Origin of the sequence: Pseudomonas monteilii, assembly GCA_001534745.1 — a bacterium.
Classification (GTDB): domain Bacteria; phylum Pseudomonadota; class Gammaproteobacteria; order Pseudomonadales; family Pseudomonadaceae; genus Aquipseudomonas; species Aquipseudomonas alabamensis.
This window is the reverse complement of the sequence record CP013997.1, coordinates 256,826-280,633: the sequence shown is the minus strand read 5'-3', so window position 1 is coordinate 280,633 and position 23,808 is coordinate 256,826. Positions and strand designations below refer to the sequence as shown.

Annotated in this window: 21 protein-coding genes; 7 read left to right on the top strand and 14 right to left on the bottom strand. The window is 63.9% G+C overall.

Annotation, left to right across the window (positions count from 1 at the left end; translation table 11 throughout):
- Window positions 1-4: 4 nt before the first annotated feature.
- A complete protein-coding gene (locus tag APT63_01295; protein ID AMA44354.1) occupies window positions 5-1,255 on the bottom strand; it encodes a sarcosine oxidase subunit beta in 1,251 nt (416 codons plus the stop codon).
- 15 nt (window positions 1,256-1,270) lie between these two features.
- Window positions 1,271-2,524 carry a serine hydroxymethyltransferase gene (glyA, locus tag APT63_01290; GenBank protein ID AMA44353.1) on the bottom strand — a complete coding sequence of 418 codons (1,254 nt, stop codon included), beginning with the start codon at window positions 2,522-2,524 and terminating at the stop codon, window positions 1,271-1,273.
- A 347-nt stretch (window positions 2,525-2,871) separates the two neighbouring features.
- On the opposite strand from glyA, the gene APT63_01285 reads away from it, so the two are divergent.
- Window positions 2,872-3,912, top strand: coding sequence for a threonine aldolase (locus tag APT63_01285; GenBank protein AMA44352.1), 1,041 nt, complete (start codon window positions 2,872-2,874; stop codon window positions 3,910-3,912).
- Window positions 3,913-4,113: 201 nt separating this feature from the next.
- Here the strand turns inward: APT63_01285 and APT63_01280 are convergent, their stop codons facing one another.
- The 3 genes from APT63_01280 to APT63_01270 form a co-directional block, all read right to left on the bottom strand.
- Window positions 4,114-4,404, bottom strand: a complete 291-nt coding sequence (locus APT63_01280) for a cell division protein ZapA (protein AMA44351.1) — start codon at window positions 4,402-4,404, stop codon at window positions 4,114-4,116.
- The gene (locus APT63_01275) at window positions 4,401-4,631 is read right to left on the bottom strand and encodes a hypothetical protein (protein AMA44350.1); all 231 of its coding nucleotides are present in this window, start codon (window positions 4,629-4,631) and stop codon (window positions 4,401-4,403) included. Before APT63_01275 ends, APT63_01280 begins: the two co-directional genes overlap by 4 nt.
- Before the next feature lie 199 nt (window positions 4,632-4,830).
- Entirely contained in the window at window positions 4,831-5,931 is a 1,101-nt protein-coding gene (locus APT63_01270; protein AMA44349.1) for a hybrid-cluster NAD(P)-dependent oxidoreductase, read from the bottom strand.
- 295 nt (window positions 5,932-6,226) lie between these two features.
- Here APT63_01270 and APT63_01265 point away from each other — a divergent pair, with 295 nt between their 5' ends.
- A complete protein-coding gene (locus APT63_01265) occupies window positions 6,227-7,519 on the top strand; it encodes a Rieske (2Fe-2S) protein (GenBank protein AMA44348.1) in 1,293 nt (430 codons plus the stop codon).
- Between the two features lie 53 nt (window positions 7,520-7,572).
- Here the strand turns inward: APT63_01265 and APT63_01260 are convergent, their stop codons facing one another.
- The 7 genes from APT63_01260 to APT63_01230 form a co-directional block, all read right to left on the bottom strand.
- The gene (locus APT63_01260) at window positions 7,573-8,052 is read right to left on the bottom strand and encodes a hypothetical protein (protein ID AMA44347.1); all 480 of its coding nucleotides are present in this window, start codon (window positions 8,050-8,052) and stop codon (window positions 7,573-7,575) included.
- A 492-nt stretch (window positions 8,053-8,544) separates the two neighbouring features.
- Window positions 8,545-9,315 carry an electron transfer flavoprotein subunit beta gene (locus APT63_01255; GenBank protein AMA44346.1) on the bottom strand — a complete coding sequence of 257 codons (771 nt, stop codon included), beginning with the start codon at window positions 9,313-9,315 and terminating at the stop codon, window positions 8,545-8,547.
- A 10-nt stretch (window positions 9,316-9,325) separates the two neighbouring features.
- Window positions 9,326-10,558 carry an electron transfer flavoprotein subunit alpha gene (locus APT63_01250; GenBank protein ID AMA44345.1) on the bottom strand — a complete coding sequence of 411 codons (1,233 nt, stop codon included), beginning with the start codon at window positions 10,556-10,558 and terminating at the stop codon, window positions 9,326-9,328.
- Complete coding sequence (locus APT63_01245; GenBank protein AMA44344.1) at window positions 10,558-12,513, bottom strand: (Fe-S)-binding protein; 1,956 nt, start codon at window positions 12,511-12,513, stop codon at window positions 10,558-10,560. The genes APT63_01250 and APT63_01245 overlap by 1 nt, the downstream gene beginning before the upstream one ends.
- Before the next feature lie 189 nt (window positions 12,514-12,702).
- A complete protein-coding gene (locus tag APT63_01240) occupies window positions 12,703-14,763 on the bottom strand; it encodes an N-methylproline demethylase (protein AMA44343.1) in 2,061 nt (686 codons plus the stop codon).
- Between the two features lie 16 nt (window positions 14,764-14,779).
- Entirely contained in the window at window positions 14,780-15,310 is a 531-nt protein-coding gene (locus tag APT63_01235; protein ID AMA44342.1) for a hydrocarbon binding protein, read from the bottom strand.
- A gap of 78 nt (window positions 15,311-15,388) precedes the next feature.
- A complete protein-coding gene (locus APT63_01230; protein ID AMA44341.1) occupies window positions 15,389-16,366 on the bottom strand; it encodes a peptidase M19 in 978 nt (325 codons plus the stop codon).
- Window positions 16,367-16,618: 252 nt separating this feature from the next.
- Between APT63_01230 and APT63_01225 the strand changes: the two genes are divergently transcribed.
- The 4 genes from APT63_01225 to APT63_01210 all read left to right on the top strand — a co-directional run bounded on the left by APT63_01225 (window position 16,619) and on the right by APT63_01210 (window position 19,291).
- Window positions 16,619-17,389 (top strand): hypothetical protein, encoded by a 771-nt coding sequence (locus tag APT63_01225; GenBank protein AMA44340.1) that lies wholly within the window; start codon window positions 16,619-16,621, stop codon window positions 17,387-17,389.
- A 49-nt stretch (window positions 17,390-17,438) separates the two neighbouring features.
- The gene (locus tag APT63_01220; protein AMA44339.1) at window positions 17,439-18,182 is read left to right on the top strand and encodes a hypothetical protein; all 744 of its coding nucleotides are present in this window, start codon (window positions 17,439-17,441) and stop codon (window positions 18,180-18,182) included.
- 135 nt (window positions 18,183-18,317) lie between these two features.
- Complete coding sequence (locus APT63_01215) at window positions 18,318-18,713, top strand: hypothetical protein (GenBank protein AMA44338.1); 396 nt, start codon at window positions 18,318-18,320, stop codon at window positions 18,711-18,713.
- A gap of 320 nt (window positions 18,714-19,033) precedes the next feature.
- The gene (locus APT63_01210; protein AMA44337.1) at window positions 19,034-19,291 is read left to right on the top strand and encodes a hypothetical protein; all 258 of its coding nucleotides are present in this window, start codon (window positions 19,034-19,036) and stop codon (window positions 19,289-19,291) included.
- A gap of 227 nt (window positions 19,292-19,518) precedes the next feature.
- Here APT63_01210 and APT63_01205 read toward each other — a convergent pair whose 3' ends face one another.
- A complete protein-coding gene (locus APT63_01205; GenBank protein AMA44336.1) occupies window positions 19,519-20,625 on the bottom strand; it encodes an AraC family transcriptional regulator in 1,107 nt (368 codons plus the stop codon).
- A gap of 392 nt (window positions 20,626-21,017) precedes the next feature.
- The gene (locus tag APT63_01200) at window positions 21,018-22,397 is read right to left on the bottom strand and encodes a serine dehydratase (GenBank protein AMA44335.1); all 1,380 of its coding nucleotides are present in this window, start codon (window positions 22,395-22,397) and stop codon (window positions 21,018-21,020) included.
- Between the two features lie 442 nt (window positions 22,398-22,839).
- On the opposite strand from APT63_01200, the gene APT63_01195 reads away from it, so the two are divergent.
- Window positions 22,840-23,787 carry a glycine/betaine ABC transporter substrate-binding protein gene (locus APT63_01195; GenBank protein ID AMA44334.1) on the top strand — a complete coding sequence of 316 codons (948 nt, stop codon included), beginning with the start codon at window positions 22,840-22,842 and terminating at the stop codon, window positions 23,785-23,787.
- Window positions 23,788-23,808 lie beyond the last annotated feature (21 nt).

The following is a 23,808-nucleotide window of genomic DNA, read 5'->3' as shown; positions in this document are numbered from 1 at the left end:
CCGATTAGTGGGCGACGGCGGCGGCGCCGTGCTCGTCGATCAATGCGCCGGTGTAGAAGCGATCCATCGAGAAGGGTTTGGCGATCGGGTGCATCTCGCCCTTGGCCAGGCTGGCCGCGAAGATGTTGCCCGAGCCCGGGGTGGCCTTGAAGCCACCGGTACCCCAGCCGCAGTTGAAGAAGAGGTTCTTGACCGGCGTCTTGGTGATGATCGGGCACGCATCCGGGCAGGTGTCGACGATGCCGCCCCACTGGCGGTTCATGCGCACGCGCGAGAGGATCGGGAACATCTCGACGATGGCCTGGACGGTGTGCTCGATGACCGGGTACGAACCGCGCTGGCCGTAGCCTACGTAGCCGTCGATACCGGCGCCGATGACCAGGTCACCCTTGTCGGACTGGCTGATGTAGCCGTGCACGGCGTTGGACATGATCACGCTGTCGATGATCGGCTTGATCGGCTCGGATACCAGAGCCTGCAACGGATGCGATTCCAGCGGCAGGCGGAAGCCGGCCAGGCGCGCCATGTGCCCGGAGTTGCCCGCGGTGACCACGCCGACGCGCTTGGCGCCGATGAAGCCCTTGTTGGTCTCGACGCCGATGACCGCGCCGTTCTCCTTGCGGAAGCCCGTGACCTCGGTCTGCTGGATCAGGTCCACGCCCAGGGCGTCGGCGGCACGGGCGAAGCCCCAGGCCACGGCATCGTGACGAGCCACGCCGCCGCGACGCTGCACGGTGGCGCCGAGAATCGGGTAACGGGTGTTCTTCGAGCAGTCCAGGTACGGGATCTCGGCCGCCACCTGTTCGGTGTTCAGCAGTTCGCCGTCGATGCCGTTGAGGCGGTTGGCACTCACGCGGCGCTCGGAGTCACGGATGTCCTGCAGGGTGTGGCACAGGTTGTAGACGCCGCGCTGGGAGAACATGACGTTGTAGTTCAGGTCCTGGGACAGGCCCTCCCACAGTTTCATGGCATGTTCGTACAGGCGGGCCGATTCGTCCCACAGGTAGTTGGAGCGCACGATGGTGGTGTTACGGGCGGTGTTGCCGCCGCCCAGCCAGCCTTTCTCGATCACGGCCACGTTGGTGATGCCGTGTTCCTTGGCCAGGTAGTAGGCCGTGGCCAGCCCGTGACCGCCACCGCCGACGATGACCACGTCGTAGACTTTCTTCGGCGTCGGCGTGCGCCACATGCGCTGCCAGTTCTCGTGGTGGCTGAGGGAATGTTTGAGAAGGCCGAAGCCTGAAAAGCGTTTCATGATCAAAGCTCCCACTCAGCGGTAAACGGGGAAGTCCGCGCACAAGGCGGCGACGTTCCGGGCGACATCGGCCTCGACATCGGCATCGCCGAGGTTGTCGAGGATGTCGCAGATCCAGCCAGCCAGTGCCACGCATTGGGCGACCTTGAAGCCACGGGTGGTGACGGCTGGGGTGCCGATGCGCAGGCCGGAGGTGACGAACGGCGACTGCGGATCGTTGGGAACGGCGTTCTTGTTGACGGTGACGTGAGCGCGACCCAGGGCCGCATCGGCGTCCTTGCCGGTCAGGCCCTGACGGATCAGGCTGACCAGGAACAGGTGGTTGTCGGTGCCGCCGGAGACCACATCGTAGCCACGGTCGACGAAGACCTGGGCCATGGCCTGGGCGTTCTCGATGACCTGCTTCTGGTAGGTCTTGAATTCAGGCTCCAGCGCTTCCTTGAAGCACACGGCCTTGGCGGCGATGACGTGCATCAGCGGGCCACCCTGAGCGCCCGGGAAGACTGCGGCGTTGAGCTTCTTCTCGATGTCCGGGTTGGACTTGGCCAGGATCAGGCCGCCACGTGGACCGCGCAGGGTCTTGTGGGTGGTGGTGGTGACCACGTCGGCGAACGGAATCGGGTTCGGGTACAGACCGGCGGCGACCAGGCCCGCGACGTGGGCCATGTCGACGAACAACAGCGCACCGACCTTGTCGGCGATCTCGCGGAAACGGGCGAAGTCCAGGGTCTTGGAGTAGGCCGAGAAGCCGGCGACGATCATCTTCGGCTTGTGCTCGACGGCCAGGCGCTCGACTTCGTCGTAGTCGATCAGGCCGGTGGCGGTGTCGATGCCGTACTGCACGGCGTTGTACAGCTTGCCGGAGGACGAGACCTTGGCGCCGTGGGTCAGGTGACCGCCATGGGCCAGGCTCATGCCCAGCAAGGTATCGCCCGGCTGCAGCAGCGCCAGGTAGACCGCGCTGTTGGCCGACGAGCCGGAGTGCGGCTGGACGTTGGCGTAGTCGGCACCGAACAGTTCCTTGGCGCGGTCGATGGCCAGCTGCTCGACCTTGTCGACGTGCTCGCAACCGCCGTAGTAACGCTTGGCCGGGTATCCTTCGGCGTACTTGTTGGTCAGGCCGCTGCCTTGAGCCTGCATCACGCGCTTGCTGGTGTAGTTTTCCGAGGCGATCAGCTCGATGTGGTCTTCCTGACGCTGCTCTTCGGCATTGATCGCCGCCAGCAGTGCATCGTCGTAACCCTGGATCTGGTCTTGCTTGCTGAACATCTTGATTCTCCCGGCAGCGATCATTCTTGTCATTGAGGGCACTTCGACCCTTTGCGGCGATGGTAGGGCCGCGACGGGGGGTGGCAGATGCCTGCGCACGCCTTGCAATGGCGCGTTTACGACATTGCTCGGTCGAGACGACGGAACCTGACGATGGGCTGTCTGTCGGGCCGCTTCGGGCAAGGGCCTGTGATGGTGTGACGCTGTACGGTGAAGATGCCGGAAATGCCCTTGCCAGAGAGCCTGCGCACAGGCCACGCAGTGGTGTCCGGCAGCCTGGGCAGCGTGCGTAGGCAGTAGGCCTGGCAATGGTTTAGAGTGCGTTTTCACCCTTTCGGGACTGCCTCATGAACAACAACAATCAGCAATTCGCCAGCGACAACTATTCCGGCATCTGCCCCGAAGCCTGGGCGGCGATGGAGCAGGCCAACCTGGGCCACGAACGTGCCTATGGCGACGACCAATGGACACAGCGCGCGGCCGATCACTTCCGCCAGCTGTTCGAAACCGACTGCGAAGTGTTCTTCGCCTTCAACGGGACGGCCGCCAACTCCCTGGCCCTGGCCTCGTTGTGCCAGAGCTACCACAGCGTCATCTGTTCGGAGACCGCCCACGTCGAGACCGACGAATGCGGCGCGCCCGAGTTCTTCTCCAATGGTTCCAAGCTGCTCACGGCAGGCAGCGTCGGCGGCAAGCTCACGCCCGAGTCGATTCGTGACGTGGCCAGCAAACGCCAGGACATCCATTACCCCAAGCCGCGTGTGGTGACGCTGACTCAGGCCACCGAGGTGGGGACCGTCTACCGCCCCGACGAACTCAAGGCCATCAGCGCGACCTGCAAGGCACTGGGCCTGAACCTGCACATGGACGGGGCGCGGTTCAGCAACGCATGCGCGTTCCTGGGGTGCTCGCCGGCCGAGCTGACTTGGAAGTCGGGGGTCGATGTGCTGTGCTTCGGCGGGACCAAGAACGGCATGGCCGTGGGCGAGGCGATCCTGTTCTTCAACCATGACCTGGCGGCCGACTTCGACTATCGCTGCAAGCAGGCTGGGCAACTGGCTTCGAAGATGCGCTTCCTGTCGGCGCCCTGGGTCGGGTTGCTGGAGGACGGCGCCTGGCTGCGTCATGCCCAGCATGCCAACCAGTGCGCGCAGCTGTTGGGCAGCCTGGTGAGTGACATTCCTGGGGTGAGCCTGATGTTCCCGGTCGAGGCCAACGGGGTGTTCCTGCAGATGCCGGAGGCGGCGTTGCAGGCTTTGCGTGACAAGGGGTGGCGCTTCTACACCTTCATCGGCAGCGGCGGTGCGCGGTTCATGTGCTCATGGGACATTCAGGTGGCGCGGGTGCAGGAACTGGCGGCGGATATCCGACAGGTCATGGCGGGTTGAGAGCTCCAGGGGCTGACAGGATCGAGCTGGCCTGGCAAGGGCACTGTAGCGGGACTGCCGCTATCGCGGGCAAGCCCGCTCCCACACAGGCCGCGCCGAAGTGGCCGTACTGTGTGCCTGAAATGGAGGCCCGTGGGAGCGGGCTTGCCCGCGATGGCGCCCGTGCCGACACCGAGGCCACGACCGGCGAACTGATCGGCCTCAGCCTTCACCCAAGGTGCGGCTGAGGGTCTGGACCGTGGCGCTGACCTGCTCCTGGCAACGGTCGAGCGTCTGCTGATGCTCACGCTGCAGGTCGATCTGGCGCGAGCACAGGTTGAGCGCGGCCAGCACCAGCAGCTTGTCGCCGATCAGGGTCGGGTATTGGCGCTTGGTCTCGCTCAGCGAGCGCTGCAGCATCTGCACGGCCTGGGCCAGCGTCTGCTCCTGCCCCTCGGGCGCCTTGATCGAGTAGTCGCTGCCGAGGATCGACACGACGTTGACCGAACTCATGCGCCGACGGTACCGGCGCTGGCGCGCTCGACCAGGGCCTGGATACGCGCGGCGGTGGCACCGTGCTTCTCCTCGTGCTCCATCAACGCCAGCTGCAGCGTGTCGTTCTCTTCCTTGGACTGGGTCAGCTCCTGGCTGAGCTGGGCGTTCTGCTCGGTCAGACGGGCGTTCTGCTGCACCAGGTCGCCAACCAGTTGTTCGAGGGTGTTCAGGGATGCTTCCAACATTGCGCTATCTCGGTTGTTGCGGGGGCGCACACGATAAAGAAAAGCGCCCAGGCCTGCCATTAAATATCGGTAACATCCGTTACCAGCTGGGCACATGGACTCGAGCGAGCGCACTGGGTTCCGGAAACGGCTGTCCGCTCGTCCAGAACCCAGCGAGAAGAAAGCACCGGCAGCAGCGGCCGGCGCGGTGCAACTGGCGTCAGTATTCGATGCGCACGTCGCCCTTCGGCACGCTGCAGCACGACAGGATGTAGCCCTCGGCTTCGTCTTCCTCGGTGATACCACCGTTGTGTTCCATGTCCACCTCGCCGCCGAGCTTGAGCACCTTGCAGGTGCCGCAGATGCCCATGCCGCAGGCTTTCGGAATCATCAGGCCGACCTTGGCAGCAGCAGCATGCACGGTTTCGCCCGGGGCGATGCGGATGCTCTTGCCGCTGTCGACGAACTCCACCAGGTTCAGGTCCGCCGTCGGCACGTCCGGTGCGTCGGCTGCCTGCTCGGCGTGCTCCACGGCGTCGGCTTTGGCTTCCGCCGGGGTCGCACCGAAGGATTCCTCGTGGTAGCGCTTCATGTCGAAGCCTGCTTCCTCGAGCAGGCGCTTGACGGCGGTCATGTAGGGCGTCGGGCCGCAGCAGAAGATCTCGCGGTCGAGGAAGTCCGGCGCCATCAGCTCCAGCAGGCGCTGGTTCAGGTAGCCCCGGTAGCCGGCCCAGGGCTCACCCAGCCCATGCTTCTCGCAGATGATGTGCAGGCCGAAGTTGGGCACGCGCGACGCCATCTGCTCCAGTTCGCGGTGGTAGATGATGTCCTTGGGCGAGCGGGCGCTGTGCACGAAGACCATGTCGACGTTGGCGTTGGTGTCGTAGAACCAGCGGGCCATCGACATCACCGGCGTGATGCCGACGCCACCGCTGAGGTACAGCACCTTGGGCGATGGGAAGTCGATGGCGTTGAACAGCCCCACCGGTCCGTGCACGGCCAGCTCCTGACCCTCGTGCAGGGTGTCGTGCAGCCAGTTCGAGACCTTGCCCCCCGGTACGCGCTTGATGGTCACCGAGAAACTGTAGGGCACCGAGGGCGAGCTGGAGATGGTGTAGGAGCGCATCACCTGCTGGCCTTCGATCTCCAGCTCGAGGGTCACGAACTGCCCGGGCTTGAAGAAGAACATGATCGGCTGGTCGGCCATGAAACAGAACGTACGCACGTCCCAGGTTTCCTGGATGACCTTGACGCAGCGCACGACATGGCGGCCATTGGCCCAGGTCTGGGTGGTGACCGGATTGAGGAAAGGATTGGACATGTTCGTCTCCAACAGCCGACAACGGCATTTTTTATGGCCCGATGATGCGCAAGCCCGATACGTCGCACTTGCCTATCTGCGACGTCGGCGTGCTTATCGCGACCAGCCTTGCGTGGCAAGGGCTGGCGCGTCGGGAACGGATTCGGCCATGTCGCCCATGGATACGGATCGGGACTGCGGCGAACGCACACTCCACCGCAAATGAACACGCTGTTTCATGCAAGCAGCCCTGCGGCACAACAAGAACGATTAGCCACTTTTTCGTTGGCCGCTGGCGGCCAAGAGGACCGATACGATGGACGTCACCGCAACCCTGAGCCTGGGCGATCCACTGGAACCTGCACGCAAGGCCACCGCCGAGATGCTGCAGACCCGCGAGCGCACCTACTCGCTGCCCCAGCCGTTCTATACCGACGAGCGTCTGTTCCAGATCGACATGGAGGAAATCTTCCATAAAGAGTGGCTGATCGCGGGCATGACGTGCGAGATCCCGGCCAAGGGCAACTACATCACCCTGCAGATCGGCAAGAACCCGATCCTGGTGGTACGCGGTACCGAGGGCAAGGTGCACGCCTTCCACAACGTCTGCCGTCACCGTGGCTCGCGCCTGTGCGTCAGCGACAAGGGCAAGGTGGCCAAGCTGGTCTGCCCGTACCACCAGTGGACCTACGAGCTCGACGGTCGCCTGCTGTTCGCCGGTACCGAGATGGGCACCGACTTCGACATGAAGCAGTACGGTCTCAAGCCGGTCAACGTGAAGGTTGCTGGCGGCTACATCTTCATCAGCCTGGCGGAAAACCCGCCGGCCATCGACGAGTTCCTGGCCACTCTGGACCACTACATGGAACCGTACGACATGGAGAACACCAAGGTCGCGGTGCAGACCCAGCTGTTCGAAAAGGCCAACTGGAAGCTGGTGCTGGAAAACAACCGCGAGTGCTACCACTGCAACGGTTCGCACCCCGAGCTGCTGCAGACCCTGCTGGAGTTCGACGACACCAACGATCCGCGCGCCAGCCAGGAATTCAAGGACCAGGTCGCGGCCTGCTCCGCCGCCTGGGAAGCCGAGAAGATTCCGTACCTGCACAAGAGCCATGGCCTGCGTAACCGTATCGTGCGCATGCCGCTGCTCAAGGGCACCGTGTCGATGACCATGGACGGCAAGCCGGCATGCAAGAAGCTGATGGGCCGCATCCAGAACCCGGACCTGGGCTCGATGCGTATCCTGCACCTGCCCCATGCCTGGAACCACTGCATGGGCGACCACATGATCGTCTTCACCGTGTGGCCGATCAGCGCCCAGGAATCGATGGTCACCACCAAGTGGCTGGTGCACAAGGACGCCGTCGAAGGCGTCGACTACGATCCGGCGAACATGCGCAAGGTCTGGGATGCCACCAATGACCAGGACCGTCGTTTGGCCGAAGAGAACCAGCGCGGCATCAACTCCACGGCGTACCAGCCGGGCCCATACTCCAAGACCTACGAGTTCGGCGTGGTGAACTTCATCGACTGGTACAGCGAGCGAGTGTTGAACAACCTGGGGGCTGAGCCTGCGCCCTATCTCAAGGAAGTTAAGACGCAGTAAAACCTTGGCCCTGTACCCGGGTACCGCTGAAGAGCTGTTTCTGGATACAGGGCCTAGCCAGTTCGAATGGACAGGTTACTCAGCGAAATCGAGGGTGGTTGTTCACCCTCGGCACGCAAAGTGCGCTGCAGCATGTCATGTCCAAACTGCTGAATCCTGCGTCCTGCATCAAAGACTCGCCGCCCCGCTGCGGTCACGCCTCTGGCTACGGCAGACAATGTCTCGTCAACGAACGTCAATTCCAATAACGTTTCTCCCGCCACTCTCCCCAGTTGCCCAGGGTGACTGCGCAAGTAGCGGTAGACGTCGCGTCCAGCCAAGAAGTTAGCTGAAACCGAGGCACTGATCGTTCCCACATTGTTGGCAAAATTGAGCCACGTCACGGGCGACGACAGGTCAGCCGCTCCAAGGCCCATACTAACGACATTGAGCGTCTGCGCTGCTATGCCTGTAGCACCTGACACCATGTACTGGGCGTTGCCGACACGCGTGGAGACATGCGGATCTGGGAAGGTGGCGGCGCCGGGCTGCATGCGCCCGATGACATTTCTTGCCGTACGCAGCACCGCACCAAACAACGTGGACGCGGGGGCAAGAATTCTCGCAGCGTTGATGACAAACTGGAAGTACGCACCCGTGGGGTCAACACGGTTGAGGGGATCCCCTGCGCAATAGCTGTAGGCATTCAATCCGCCCCTGGCAAAAGGGCTCGAACAATCAGGGCTGTTGAAACGCCGCGTGCGGGGGTTGAACTGACGTCGCCCATTGCCAAGATGATAGCAACCGGTCAGAGGATCTCTCGGCTGGCCTGTGAAGGCCAAGCGAGGCCCGGAAGTGGTGAGTAATGCCCCGTAGGGAGGGTAGCTTCTATGAGGAAAGCCGCTGCCCCCCAGCACAGAACCCTGCATATTAGTCGCCAGCAAGAAAGTGGTCATCATTGCGTCGCTCCATGGTGCTGACCATTTTGCAACGCTGAGAAATGCGTGCAACTGGCAAATTTGTCAGTCGCACGCGGCAAGACAGGCTTAACGAAACACGCCTTCCTCGATCAGAAGCTTCATGATTGCATCGGCCGCTTCAGTGGGTGAAGCATCCTTGAGCACCTTGCCGCCTCCCCCACTGGCCTTGGCCGTCGCCGCCTTCATCCGGTCGGCGCCGCTCTTGGCCTTGATCACCTTGAGGCGCTTGGGGCGTGGCTTGGCCGGCTGCAGCTCGGCCTCGGCCAGCAGATCGTCTTCCACGATGGCCGCGCTACGGGCGGCCAGTACACCCCGGCGTGCCGGGCCGAACGCACTCTGGCGAGGCTTGGGCGCGGCGGTGTCGACGGTGGCGAGCACGGGCAAACGAACCTTGAGACGACGTCGCTGACCTCGTGGCAAGGCTTGCAGCACATGCGCGGTGCCGTTCTCGATCGATTCCACCTCGGCCAGGCCGACCACCAGCGGCCAGCCGAGACGCTCGGCCAGCAGGAACGGCAGCATGCCCGACCCCTCGCCGGTTTCGGCCTGGCTGCCGGTCAGCACCAATTGCGCGCCAGCCTCTCGCAGGTAGTCGGTGAGGACGTTGAGCACGTCTGCCCCGACCGGTTGCTCGAGCACGTCCAGGTGATCCAGGCCCATGCCCAGGTAGCCACGCAGGGCCTCTTCCCGAGGATCCCCGGCATGCACGACCTGCAACGCGTCGCCGGCCAACTGCAAGCCCAGTTCCACGGCACGCGCGTCCTGCTCGGCGCGCCGCGCACGGCCCGACCCCGGGTGCGAGCCGATCGACACCAGACTGATGACTTTGGTCTTCATGCTTGCCTCCTCAGGCCGCGTCGCGCTGTTCGCCACCGCGTAGCTGTTCGACGGCCTCGATCAGTGCCTGCAGCACCGCCGTGCTGTCGCCGATGATCGAAAGGTCCGCGCGCTTGATCATGTCGCAACCCGGGTCCATGTTGATCGCCACCACCTTCTCGCAGGCACCGATGCCCTGCAGGTGCTGAACGGCCCCGGAAATGCCCACGGCCACGTACACCCGTGCGGTAACCCAGGTACCGGTCGCACCGACCTGACGGTGGCGCGGCATGAAGCCATCGTCGACCGCCACCCGCGAAGCGCCCTCGGTCGCGCCCAGCGCGGCAGTAGCCCGGTGGAACAGGTCCCAGTCCTTGATACCGTTGCCCCCGGAGACGATGAATTCCGATTCGGCCATGGCGATCGAGGCAGGATCGACCGCAACCGAGCCCAGGTCCTCGATGCGCGACAGACTGCGCGCCACCTGTACCGAAAGCTCCACCGGCAGTGCCTCGTGACGCGTCTCGCTGACGGGTTCGGCGCATTCGGGCGCTGCCAGGATCACCCGTGGCAGGCTGCGTTGCAGGTCCTGTTGTCCAGCCCCGGCACGGCCGATGCACTGGCCGTCCTTGACCTGCCAGACACGCGTGGCCGGCCGCTCGCCCAGTGCCGCCGAGAGCCGACGCCCCAGCTCACCGCCACTGCCACGGCTGTCCGGCAGCAGCCAGTGCTGCGGCGCGAACTGGCTGTCCACCGCGCGCAGGCCCTGGACCAGTTGCTCTGGTGCGTATCCTTTGTACTGATCGCCTTCGATCACAAGCAGACGATCGACGCCCGCGGTGTCGAAGTGGTCTTCCTTGTGCTCACCGAACACGATCGCCAGGACCGCGCCGTCGCTGCCTGCCAGGCTGCGCGCCAGGCCGAGCACGTCGCGGTCGTAGGCGCCCAGGCGGCCACCGATCATGTCGGGTACCACCGCGACGTAGAAGGCCGGGTTCAGGACCTGATGCAGCGGCAGTTGGACTTCGGCTGCGGCGCCACGGCGCGTGCCCGTCGCGGTGCCCTGCTGGGCGCCACTGCGGTCGATGCGCTTGAGGCCGCTGGGGCCGATGAAGCCGGCCGCCATCGCGTGGACGTTCTTGCGCATCACCCCGTGGGGGCCCATCCACTGGGTCTGTTGCGTCTGCATCGCCGCATGCAGCGGGTGCAGGCGGTTGCGGGCAATCCATTCGACCCGTGGGTCGCGACGAATGATCTCGCTCATCAGTGCACCTCCGCGAGTTCAGGTTTGGCAGGCGCTGCCTTTCGCGTGGCAGCAGGCGTCTCGTCCTCGATCAGCACGTCGGCCACCAGCTCGGCCAGGTCCTTGATCTGTGGCCGTGGCTCGACCACGCCTTCGAGCATGGCCGTGCATTGCGGGCAGCCCACCGCGACCACCTCGGCCTCGGTTTCGCGGATGTCGTCCATGCGCATGTCCGGGATCCGCTGCTTGCCCGGGATGTCGGTGATCGGCGCACCGCCGCCACCGCCGCAGCAACGTGAGCGGAAGCCCGAGCGCTCCATCTCGCGCACTTCGATCCCGAGCGCGCGCAGCACTTCGCGCGGAGCTTCGTATTCGCCGTTGTAGCGGCCCAGGTAGCACGGGTCGTGGTAGGTCACGCTACCGCCCTTGTGCTGCCCCAGGTTGAGCTTGCCGGCCGCGATCAGTTCGGCGATGTAGGTGCTGTGGTGCTGCACCTGGTACTCGCCGCCCAGCGCGCCGTATTCGTTCTTGAGCACGTGGAAGCTGTGCGGGTCGCAGGTCACGATGCGCTGGAAGCTGTACTTGCTCAAGGTCTGGATGTTGCGCTTGGCCAGTTGCTGGAAGGTCGCCTCGTCGCCCAGTCGGCGCGCCACGTCGCCGCTGTCGCGTTCTTCCAGACCGAGTACGGCGAAGTCCACACCGGACGCCTTGAGCACCTTGACGAAGGCGCGCAGGGTACGCTGGTTGCGCATGTCGAAGGCGCCGTCACCGACCCAGAACAGCACCTCGGTACGCTTGACCTCGCTGAGCAGCTGCATGTTCAGGTCCGCCGCCCAGTTCATCCGCCCGCCTGGGTTGAAGCCGCCCGGGTTATCGGTGGCGATCAGGTTTTCCAGCACTTCGGCGCCCTTGTTCGGCGTGGCGCCTTTTTCCAGCGTCAGGTGACGGCGCATGTCGACGATGGCATCGACGTGCTCGATCATCATCGGGCATTCCTCGACGCAGGCGCGGCAGGTGGTGCACGACCACAGCGTTTCGGCATCGACCAGGCCGTTGACGATCGGCTGGTGAGGACCACCGCCGTGCTCGCCGATCGGCTTGCCCGGGTAAGGGCTGCCGGCGAAGGTGGCATCGGTGCCGCCGGCCAGGCCGACGACCATGTCCTGAATCAGTTTCTTCGGGTTGAGCGGCTGGCCGGCGGCGAACGCCGGGCACATTGCTTCGCAGCGACCGCACTGGACGCAGGCGTCGAAGCCCAGCAGCTGGTTCCAGGTGAAGTCGGCCGGCTTTTCCACGCCCAGCAATGCATTCGGGTCTTCCAGGTCGATCGGCTTGAGCCCGCTGGAACGGCCACCGCCGAAGCGCTCGGGGCGACGGTGCCAGGCCAGGTGCAGGGCACCGGCGAAGGCGTGCTTCATCGGCCCGCCCCAGGTCATGCCGAAGAACATCTCGGACACGCCCCAGAACACGCCCAGGCACAGCAGACCGACCAGGATCCAGCCACCGGTCCCGGCCGGCAGGATGCCCGCCACTGGCAAGGTGGCGATGAAGAAGGTCGCGGCGAACACCAGCAGGCTCTTGGGCAGACGCATCCAGGGGCCTTTGGACAGGCGCGCTGGCGGGTTCACGCGACGCTTGTAGACGAAGATGGCACCCGTGAACATGATCGCCGTGGCCACCAGCAGCGCGTAGCCGAGGATCTGGCTCTGCAGGCCGAAGCCGTAGACCAGGATGGCCAGCAGTGCCGACAGCACGAAGCCGCCCGCAGTCGCCACGTGGGTATTGGAGATGTACTTGTCGCGCCCGACCACATGGTGCAGGTCGACCAGGTAGCGACGCGGCACGGCCAGCAGGCCGCCGAGCACGTTCACCTTGGACGGCCGCCCACGGCGCCACATGCGCACGCGGCGCACGGCACCCAGCACGGCCAGGCCCAACGCGGCGAACAGGAGAATGGGTATCAGGGTGTTCAACATGGGAGGCTCCCACAACAACTGCGATTGCGCGCCGCGCTTGCGGGCGACGCCGACCCCTGTGGGAGCGGGGCTTGCCCGCGACTGCGTCAGATCAGACAACACCGTTGCGTGTACTGGCGCATCGCGGGCAAGCCCGCTCCTCCAAGGGAACCAATCCCGCCCATCAGGACGGGGTCGATACGGGGGCGATCAGAAGTCCTTGCACAACCGCAGGCCATCGTAGATCGCCGCATGCACGTTACGCTGGGCCACGCAGTCACCGATGCGATACAGCAGGTAGCCTTCGCCCGGCTGCGACAGGATCGGCTGAGGCTGGATGGCGAACAGCGCCTCGACGTCGATCTGGCCCTTGTTGCGCGAACCGTCCTTGAGGGCGTAGTACAACGCTTCGTCGGGGCGCACGCCGTTCTCGATCACCACCTGGTCGACCACACGCTCTTCACGGCCCCCGGTGTATTCGTTCTCGAGCACCGCCACCAGCTTGTCACCCTCGCGATAGACCTTTTCCAGCATCATGTCGCCGGTCATGATCACTTCCTTGGGGTACATGCTGCGGTAGTAGGTCGGGAAGGTCGTGCCGCCCATGGCCACGCCCGGCTTGATGTCGTCGGTGACGATCTCGACCTGGCTGCCCTTGTCGGCAATGAAGTCGGCGGTGGACATGCCGGTGAATTCGCAGATGGTGTCGTAGACCAGCACGTTCTTGCCCGGCGCGACCTTGCCGTCGAGCACGTCCCAGCTGCTCACCACCAACCCTTCGTCGGCGCCCCAGTGCGGATTCTGCTCGACGAACGGGTGGCCGCCGACGGCCAGCACGATGATGTCCGGACGCAGGTCCTTGATCGTGTCGACGTCCGCGGCAGTGCCCAGGCGCAGGTCGATCTTCAGACGGGCGAACTCCAGCTGGTACCAGCGGGTGATGCCGGCGATCTGATCGCGTTGCGGCGCCTTGGCGGCGATGGTGATCTGCCCGCCGATCTGCTCCTTCTTCTCGAACACGGTCACGTCGTGGCCACGCTCGGCGGCGACCCGTGCAGCTTCCATCCCGGCAGGGCCGGCACCAACCACCACCACCTTGCGTTTGGGCCCGGTGGATTTCTCGATGATGTGCGGCACGCCCATGTATTCACGGGAGGTCGCGGCGTTCTGGATGCACAGCACGTCCAGGCCTTGGTACTGACGGTCGATGCAGTAGTTGGCACCGACGCACTGCTTGATCTGGTCGACCTGGCCCATCTTGATCTTGGCGATCAGGTGCGGGTCGGCCATGTGGGCGCGGGTCATGCCGACCATGTCGACGTAACCGCCCTCGAGGATACGCTGGGCCTGGTTCGGGTCCTTGATGTTCTGCGCGTGCAGGACCGGGACCTTGACCACTTCCTTGATGCCGGCCGCCAGGTGCAGGAACGGCTCCGGCGGGTAGCTCATGTTGGGAATGACGTTGGCCAGGGTGTTGTGCGTGTCGCACCCCGAGCCGATCACCCCGAAGAAATCAACCATGCCGGTGGCATCGTAGTACTTGGCGATTTCCTTCATGTCTTCGTGGCTGAGACCGTCCGGGTGGAACTCGTCGCCACAGATGCGCATGCCGACGCAGAAGTCGTCGCCGACCTCGGCACGCACGGCCTTGAGCACTTCCAGGCCGAACTTCATGCGACCTTCGAAGCTGCCGCCCCATTCGTCGGTGCGCTTGTTGACGCGCGGGCTCCAGAACTGATCGATCATGTGCTGGTGCACGGCCGACAGTTCGACGCCGTCCAGGCCGCCTTCCTTGGCCCGGCGCGCGGCCTGGGCGTAGTTGCCGATCACCCGCCAGATTTCCTCGGGCTCGATGGTCTTGCAGGTGGCCCGGTGAACGGGTTCACGGATGCCGGACGGCGACATCAGGGTCGGCCAGTTGAAGCCGTCCCAGCGCGAACGCCGCCCCATGTGGGTGATCTGGATCATGATCTTGGCGCCATGCTTGTGCATGGCGTCGGCCAGATTCTGGAAATGCGGGATGATCCGGTCGGTCGACAGGTTCACCGACGCCCACCATTCCTGGGGACTGTCGATGGCCACCACGGACGATCCACCGCAGATCGCCATGCCAATGCCGCCCTTGGCCTTCTCTTCGTAGTACTTGACGTAACGATCGGTGGTCATCCCGCCGTCGGTGGCGTACACCTCGGCGTGGGCGGTACTGAGCACACGGTTACGGATGGTCAGTTTGCCGATCTGGATCGGCTGGAACATTGCTTCGAAGGCCATGACGCGTTCTCCGGCTTTACAACGGCTTCGTTACGAACAGGCCATCTTCGTGACCTTCTTCAGAGCCACCGTAGACCTGCTCGGCCACGGTGCGAATCGAGCTGCCACGGGCAGCGAGGATCTGGTCCATGGCACCGGCGAACCAGCCGGTGAACATGTAGTCGACCTTGCGGCCGACCTTGCCGTACACGTACACGAACGCCGAGTGCTTGAGCTTGACGCTGCAGGTGCCCTTGTCCAGGTCGATGTCCTGGATCTCGAACAGGCCCCAGCCACGCTGGGACAGGCGCTTCATGTAGTGCTCGAACACCGCCACGCCTTCCAGGCCATGGCACTCGGCTTCTTTCTCACACCAGTGCCAGGCGGACTTGTAGCCGGCCTTGTAGAGGATCTCGGCGTACTTGTCGGCGCCCAGGACTTCTTCGATACCCATGTGGTTGTTGACGAAGAAATGACGCGGCACGTACAGCATCGGCAAGGCATCGGAGGTCCAGACGCCAGTCTCGCTGTCGACTTCGATGGGCAATTGCGGGGCGATCTTGGCCATGGAAACCTAACTCCAGAATTATTGTTGGATGAGAGCGCCCTGGCGCGGTGGCCAAGGCTGAAACGTGTAGGTGAGGGCTTACTCGCCCCAGACGTCGCGCAGCACGTTGACCCAGTTCTCGCCCATGATCTTGCGCACCACCCGCTCCGAGTGACCGCGTTTGAGCAGGGTCTCGGTAAGGTTGGGGAACTCGCCGACGGTACGGATACCCAGCGGGTTGATGATCTTGCCGAAGTTGGTCAGGCGGCGGGCGTAGCCCTTGTCGTGGGTCAGGTATTCGAAGAAGTCCTTGCCATGGCCCTGGGTGAAGTCGGTGCCGATGCCGATGGCGTCTTCACCCACGATGTTCATCACGTACTCGATGGCTTCGGCGTAATCGTCGATGGTCGAATCGATGCCCTTGGCCAGGAACGGCGCGAACATGGTCACGCCGACGAAACCGCCATGATCGGCGATGAACTTCAGCTCTTCGTCGGACTTGTTGCGCGGGTGATCCTTCAGGCCCAGGGGCAGGCAGTGGGAATAGCAGACCGGCTTCTTCGACTCGAGGATGACTTCCTCGGAGGTCTTGGAACCGACGTGGGACAGGTCGCACATGATGCCGACGCGGTTCATCTCGGCGACGATCTCGCGACCGAAGCCCGATAGGCCGCCGTCACGCTCGTAGCAGCCGGTGCCAACCAGGTTCTGGGTGTTGTAGCACATCTGCACGATGCCCACGCCCAGCTGCTTGAAGATCTCCACGTAGGCGATCTGGTCTTCGAAGGCATGGGCGTTCTGGAAACCGAAGAGGATGCCGGTCTTGCCCTGTTCCTTGGCCTTGCGGATGTCGGCGGTGGTGCGCACGGGCATCACCAGGTCACTGTTCTCGCGGATCAGCTTCTGGCTGGCGGCGATGTTGTCCACGGTCGCCTTGAACCCTTCCCACACCGACACCGTGCAGTTGGCGGCGGTCAGGCCGCCCTTGCGCATGTCTTCGAACAGTTCACGGTTCCACTTGGCGATGATCAGACCGTCGATGACGATGCTGTCGGCGTGCAATTCGGCTGGGCTCATCAGGCTGTCCCCTTCTTATCGATCTTGGTCGCGCCGCGAGTGCATGGGCGCTTTGGAGGCCAGCATATGCCTGCGCGACCGACGAACAGGATGCAAAAACGACAGGGGGTTTGCCGAAAGCGTCAATCGCCGATTCGGGGCATCGCCGAACGTCTGGCTCGCGCTGAAACCCCTCCCTCTGCGACGTCGAACGCGCCCCCTGCATGCTGGATCACGCCGCACCGATGCGGCCCATTCATCAGGAGACCTGACATGTTGCAATCCGAAGCCATCGAATTCTTCTCGCAAATCGAGCTGGCGCCCATGCCGCGCCGCATGGCCCTGACGTCCCAGACGTCGGCGCTCACCTCCAAACCCGGCGACCTGATCGTCCCTGGCCAGGACAATGGCGCGGTGGTCGGCGATGCCGTGCTCGGCCTGACTGATCGCCTGTCCGAGCAGAATGCCAAGGACGTCATGAACTGCGTGTCGCTCGCCCAACAGGTGGCCAACAAGAAGGCCAACAAGGAGACCCACCTCGGCAAATGGTTCGACGCCTATTTCGAAGTGCTCAGGTACGCCGGCTGGAACACCCGAAACTACGCACGCCAGCTGTACTCCCCGAAAGCACGCACCTTCTCCATGGACGATATCGCGCTGGAGATCATCCAGGCGGCCAGCCAGGGGCAATTGGCCTTCGTTGACATGGCGCGCCGGGCGTTCGGCGCCCTGGAAGGCAACGAAAAAGCCTTGAACATCCTGGAAAACAATAGCGCCTCCGAAACCTACGCCACGTTCCAGACGCTGCCCTGCACGGAAACCCGCTCGGGCGTGCCGGCCATGGTCATGACCTGCATCGACTTCAAGAAGCACGTCAGGCAACGCAAGGTGCTGTTCTTCCGCTTCAACAAGAGCGACGTGACGATCTACCGCGCGGCCACGCAAATCGAGCTGAACATCCACCACTACAGCAAGATTCGCAACCAGATCGAAGACAAGCTCAACAAGGGCGCCGAAGATTTCTTTGCCGGCATCGAACTGTGAGATCACAGGTGCGCCGCCGCGCGGCGCACCCTACCGGAGGACACATCCCATGTCGGATTTTGCTCAATGCTATGTCAATGCCGCGCAGATCGTCGCGTTCCCAGACTCCGTCGCCGATACGTTGAAAGTCGATATCCTGCAATCCAGCCTGCTGGCGCAGCTGATGGCCGACAAGGCCTCTTTCACCACCTTGAGCGATTGGCATCATCACTACACGTCGGCCTTGGCGCGCACTCAGTGGGTACGCAAGGGCTACACGATCCATACGCTGAAGCTCGAAGAGCAAAGCACCACGCTTTCCGAGCTGGTCGACGCCGCTGCCATGTCGACCCATACGAAGGAGTCGCTGCTGTACCTGCTGCGCAGCTTGCGCCGTCCGGTCAACGCGCCAGCCCTGTCCATTTTCCACACGTCGATCTACAAGCCCCGTGGCATTCGGCCGCCGAAAGACCTTTGGTTCGAACTGGTTCAGGTGACGGACGCCTCCAGTATCCAGACCTTCGCACTGACCGTCGAAACCCCGGCCTTGGGCAAGGTATTCAAGGCGTCGGCTGACGTGTTCGACCCCTTGCCCGAAGGCTCGGTGTTCAAACTGCGCTGTGGGCAGTTCGAGCTGGGGCCAGGTTACGATGCCATCCGAGGCAAGGTGAGCAAGGCGCTCGGCGACAAGGTGAGCCAGTACATCAGCCCGATCGAGCATGGCCAGGACCTGCCGGACCTGCCGGACGTTCCCGAGCCACAGGACCTGCTGGAGCCGGCCCAGCACCCCACGCCCAAGACCGACAGGGCATGATGTAACGACACGCTTGCCGTGTGCAGGCCGACAAGGCGGCAAGCGTTTCGATGAAAACCGCCGCCCCCTGCTGTTCAACCCTCGGGGTGTTGCGCGAAAATCGCGCCCTTTCCCCGGTGACCTGGAGCGTAACGAATGAGACGTATGGCGGGCCTGGCCCTGATGTGCTGTTTACTGAACGCCCATGCCGCGCAGGACGAGAGCACGCCCTGCGATACGGTCGAGAACGACCAACAGGCCTATGCGTGCGCGGCGTTCAATCAGCAGACTGCAGAGCGTGAACTCAAGGCAGCGTTCGAGGAGCTTTTGCAGCGTGTCACCGAACAATACCCGCAGGCCCAGGCCGAAACGCTGACGACTCGTCTGAACGCGGCCAATACCCTGTGGTACCAGGTGCGCAAGGCCGATTGCGAGGCCGAAACAGGCACTCTGCAAGCGGACAGTCAGGCCTATCAGGCCGCCTGGAACAACTGCATGGCCCAGCACAGCGACGACCGCTCCGAATACCTGCAATCGATTCTGCAGCCCTAGCTGCCAGACCAGTCCGCTTCTCGCACTCGCCCCTTCGGGCAAACGACACACCGCATAAAAAATGGCCCCGGACAGCCGTGAGCGTCCGGGGCCAAGCGCGAGCACTGTCCACGATGCACGAACGAGGGTGACCAAGCCCTTCGGTGCGGTCGATGCATGCAGTGTGGCCACTTGCCGAGCGCCTGGTTTAGCCGGAAACGACCTGTTCTTAGCCAAAGCGGCCATGTGCGTACGCCAAGGTTGCGAGGCTGTCGCTGTGACCACAGAATCGGTCGCAAACAACAGCAGCACACGCTCAGCGATCGAAGAGGAACACAGCCATGATGCATGCGGATTTGATTGACCAGGACGATTTGGCAGGCCACCTGCGTTCGCGCGGGTTCGACATTCCGGCCGGCGCCAGTGCCGAACAGGCCTGCGAGACGGTGGTGCGCGGGCTGACGGACGCCAACGCCCGAGCGCTCAAGGATGTGGTCGAGGCCATGTACACCGGCAGCGCGACGATTCTGCCGGCGGTACGCCAGGCGATCGACAAGCAACTGTTGCCAGCCTTGGCACAGTTCAAGACCCGCGGCTGATACCAAGACCGGGCCTTGGTGGATGTTCTGCCAAGGCGTGGGCTTTCAGGCGGCGTTCGCCCCTTTCCCAACCTTCTGAGGCCGATGCATCGCCTGCACCGGCCTCATCGCGGGCAAGCCCGCTCCCACACCCCGTCGTCACGCCGAGGTAGACAAGCCGTCGCAGTGCCTGCGGGCTGTAACGGGCCTGTGGGAGCGGGCTTGCCTGCGATGCAGACGCCGCCCTCTCAGAGCCTCACGCTGGCAAAGGTCGACTCGTTGCGCGCCTGGCTCAGCGCCGCCATCGGGCCGCTGTGCGGCGACAGCACCATCGCCTGGGGAATCGGCATCATCGCCACCTGCTGGGTGGTGTTCGAACCGACACGCTCGTCACGCGGCGGAATGCCGAAGTATTCGCGGTAGCACTTGGAGAAGTGCGGCGTGGACACGAAACCGCAGACCGAAGCCACCTCGATGATCGACATGGGCGTCTGCTTGAGCAACTGCCGCGCGCGGATCAGGCGCAGCTTGAGGTAGTAGCGCGACGGCGAGCAGTGCAGGTACTTCTGGAACAGGCGCTCCAGCTGTCGGCGTGAGACCGATACGTACACCGCCAGCTCGTCCAGGTCGATCGGCTCTTCCAGGTTGGCCTCCATCAGCGCGACGATCTCCTGCAGCTTCGGCTGGTTGGTGCCCAGCATGTGCTTGAGGGGTACCCGCTGGTGATCCTGTTCGTTACGAATACGCTCGTAGACGAACATCTCGGAGATCGCCGCCGACAGTTCGCGACCATGGTCGCGGCTGATCAGGTGCAGCATCATGTCCAGGGGCGCGGTGCCGCCGGAACTGGTGAAGCGGTTGCGGTCGAGGGTGAACAGGCGAGTGCTCATGTTGACCCGAGGGAAGGCTTCCTGCATCGCGGCCAGACATTCCCAGTGCACGCTGCAATCAAACCCATCGAGCAGACCCGCACAGGCCAGTGCCCAGCTGCCGGTACAGACCGCGCCCAGCCGACGCGACTGTCGGGCCTGGGTCTGCAGCCAGCTCACATGCTCGCGGGTCACGGCGCGCTGGATGCCGACGCCCCCGCACACGATGATCGTGTCCATGGGCGGTGCGCTGTGCATGGAGGCGTCCGGGGTGATCTGCAGACCGTCGCTGGCCCAGACCTGTCCGCCATCCAGGGTCAGGGTGTGCCAGCGATACAGCTCGCGCCCGGACAGTTGGTTGGCCATGCGCAGCGGCTCGACGGCCGAAGCCAGGGAGATGAGCGTGAAATTGTCCAGCAGCAGGAAGCCGATGGACTGAGGGGCCGTGCGGTTCTGGTTCTGGCTTCCGGAGGTGTACGACGTCATCGCGAGTTCTCCACACAAATGCAGGGTGTGCCTCAGGCGGGCACTGTTTCTTGTCATGGCCCCGATTCGTCTGCGGGGCTTTGCCAAACACGACGCAAATGTCGTGCCTGAGATTGAACGGTCGTCCAAAAAATCCTGAAAACGACCATGCAGTCAGTTTGTAGGCGGTTTCTACAGAGTCTGTAATCCTTCACCGACCCTTGTGCCAGTGCGTTTCCTTGTCCCCAGTGAGCATTTAAGTAGCACTGGCAGGAAACATACCTGCACGCGACAGAATCTACCTGTCACCGTTGGTGATCGTGTCGTCTTCAGACAAGGGGGGACAGAGGGCACTTCGGCGCACCGCAACGCGGCACGCCGAAGGGTTCATGGTGCAGAAGAGTGCAGGCGGCTCAGCACTCGATGACGCTGACGGCCAGGCCGCCGCGCGAGGTTTCCTTGTACTTGTCGTGCATGTCGGCCCCGGTGTCGCGCATGGTGCGGATGACCTGATCGAGCGAGATGAAGTGCTCGCCGTCCCCGCGCAATGCCATCTGCACGGCATTGATCGCTTTCACCGCCGCGATCGCATTGCGCTCGATGCAGGGCACCTGGACCAGGCCGCCCACCGGGTCGCAGGTCAGCCCCAGGTTGTGCTCCAGGGCAATTTCGGCAGCGTTTTCCAGCTGCCGGGGCGTGGCGCCCAGCACCTGGGCCAGCCCGGCGGCGGCCATGGCGCAGGCCGAACCCACTTCGCCCTGGCAGCCCACTTCGGCGCCCGAGATCGAAGCGTTCTTCTTGCACAGGATGCCCACGGCGGCCGCGCCCAGGAAGAAGTCCACCACATCGGCTTCGCCCACCACGCTGCTGAAGCGCATGAAGTAGTGCAGCACCGCCGGAATGATTCCTGCCGCGCCATTGGTCGGCGCCGTGACCATCCGCCCGCCGGCGGCGTTTTCCTCGTTCACCGCCAGGGCGAACAGGTTGACCCACTCCATGGCACTCAAGGTCGAGCCGATGACGTTCGGCTTGCCCAGTTCCTGCAGGCTGCGGTGCAGCTTGGCGGCCCGACGACGGACGTTGAGCCCACCGGGCAGGATGCCTTCGTACTTCAGGCCGTTGTTCACGCACTCCTGCATGGCGTCCCAGAGCTTGAGCAGGCCTGCACGGATCTCCGCCTCGCTGCGCCAGACCCGTTCGTTGGCCATCATCAATTGCGCCACGCTCAGGTCGTTTTCCTCGCACAGCCGCAGCAGTTGCGCGGCGCTGTCGAAATCGTAGGGCAGCACGGTGGTATCGGCGTCCAGCACCCCGCTGGCCGCCTGCGCGGCATCGACCACGAAGCCACCGCCCACCGAGTAGTAGGTGTCGCTGTGCAGGGTGCTGCCACCCGGGCCTTCGGCGATCAGCGTCATGGCGTTGGGGTGGTAGGGCAGGTTCTCGTCGAGCAGCTGCATGTCGCGCGCCCAGACGAACTCGATGGGGCGGCGGTTATCCAGCAGCAGGGTATTGGTTTCGCGCAGGTCGGCAATGCGCGGGACGATCTGGGTCGGGTCGATGGCGTCGGGCCACTCCCCCATCAGCCCCATGATCGTGGCGTTGTCCGTGCCGTGGCCGACGCCGGTGGCCGACAGCGAACCGTAGAGGCGGACCTCGACTCGCTCGACCCGATCCAGCTCGCCACGTTCACGCAGGCCCTGAACGAACAGGGCTGCGGCGCGCATCGGGCCGACGGTATGGGAACTGGAAGGCCCGACGCCTATCTTGAACAGGTCGAACACGCTGATGGCCATTGTCGAATCACCTCTTGATGGGCTTGTCTTCCCGCGACATGACGCGGGTGGCGGGCCTGACAGGCTCAGGCAGGGGACCGCCGCACAGGCACGCATCATCGGGCTTTTGCCGGGTCGCACGCGGTCTGCAACCGACGTAATGTTGTCCGCCTACGCCCCGCCCCGAAAGGCGTCACAGGGCGCTTTCAGGGTGGCTAATGACGCAAACCCGCCCCCATCCCCGGGGAAATCTCCATATGCGACACCCTCCTCTCTGGATACGACCCACCCTGTACTGGTTACGACCCTGGCAGTAGTCGATCGCCCGAGGCTGGTGGATGATCGAATGCGACTCATCACTGCACGGCCCCGACCGCTGCCGCCCGGCAGCCATTGGCCGACCGCTGCCACAGAAGCACGGCGACCCGGGACACCCGAAGAAAAGAACACAGGAGTCCACCCCATGAGAGGCCCGCTTTCGCTGTTGCCGGTCGCATTGCTCGGAACCGCCTTGATGGCTTCGGCCGCCGAGCCGGAACAATGCCAGACCGTTCGTTTCTCCGATGTCGGCTGGACCGACATCACCGCCACCACCGCGGTGACCAGCACGGTGCTCCAGGCACTGGGCTACACGACGAAAACCACCATGATCTCGGTACCGGTGACCTACAAGTCCCTGGCGGCCGGCAAGGACCTGGACGTCTTTCTCGGCAACTGGATGCCGACCATGGAAAACGACATCAAGCCCTACCGCGACGCCGGCACGGTGGACACCGTGCGCGCCAACCTGGAAAACGCCAAGTACACCCTGGCCGTCCCCCAGGCGCTGTACGACAAGGGCCTGAAGGACTTCGCCGACATCGTCCGCTTCAAGGAGCAGCTGGGCGGCAAGCTCTACGGCATCGAGCCGGGCAACGACGGCAACCGCACGATCCAGAGCATGATCGACAAGAACGCCTTTGGCCTGAAGGACGCCGGCTTCAAGCTGGTGCAGTCCAGCGAGGCGGGCATGCTGTCCCAGGTCGCACGCGCCCAGCAGCGCGGCGAGGACATCGTGTTCCTCGGCTGGGAACCCCACCCGATGAACAAGCGCTTCGCGCTCAAGTACCTCTCCGGCGGCGATGATTTCTTCGGCCCCGACTATGGCAAGGCGACCGTCTTCACGAATACCCGCAAGGGCTATGTCGAGCAGTGCAGCAACGTCGGACGCCTGTTGCAGAACCTGTCGTTCACCCTGGACATGGAAAGCACGCTGATGGGCGCCATTCTGGACGACAAGGTCAAACCCGAGGCCGCCGCCAAGGCCTGGCTGAAGGCCAACCCCCAGGTGCTCGACACCTGGCTGGCCGGGGTGACGACCGTGGATGGCCAACCGGGGCTGGAAGCCGCGAAAGCCAAGCTGGCGCAGTAACCGCACGCATGCCCCTGCGTC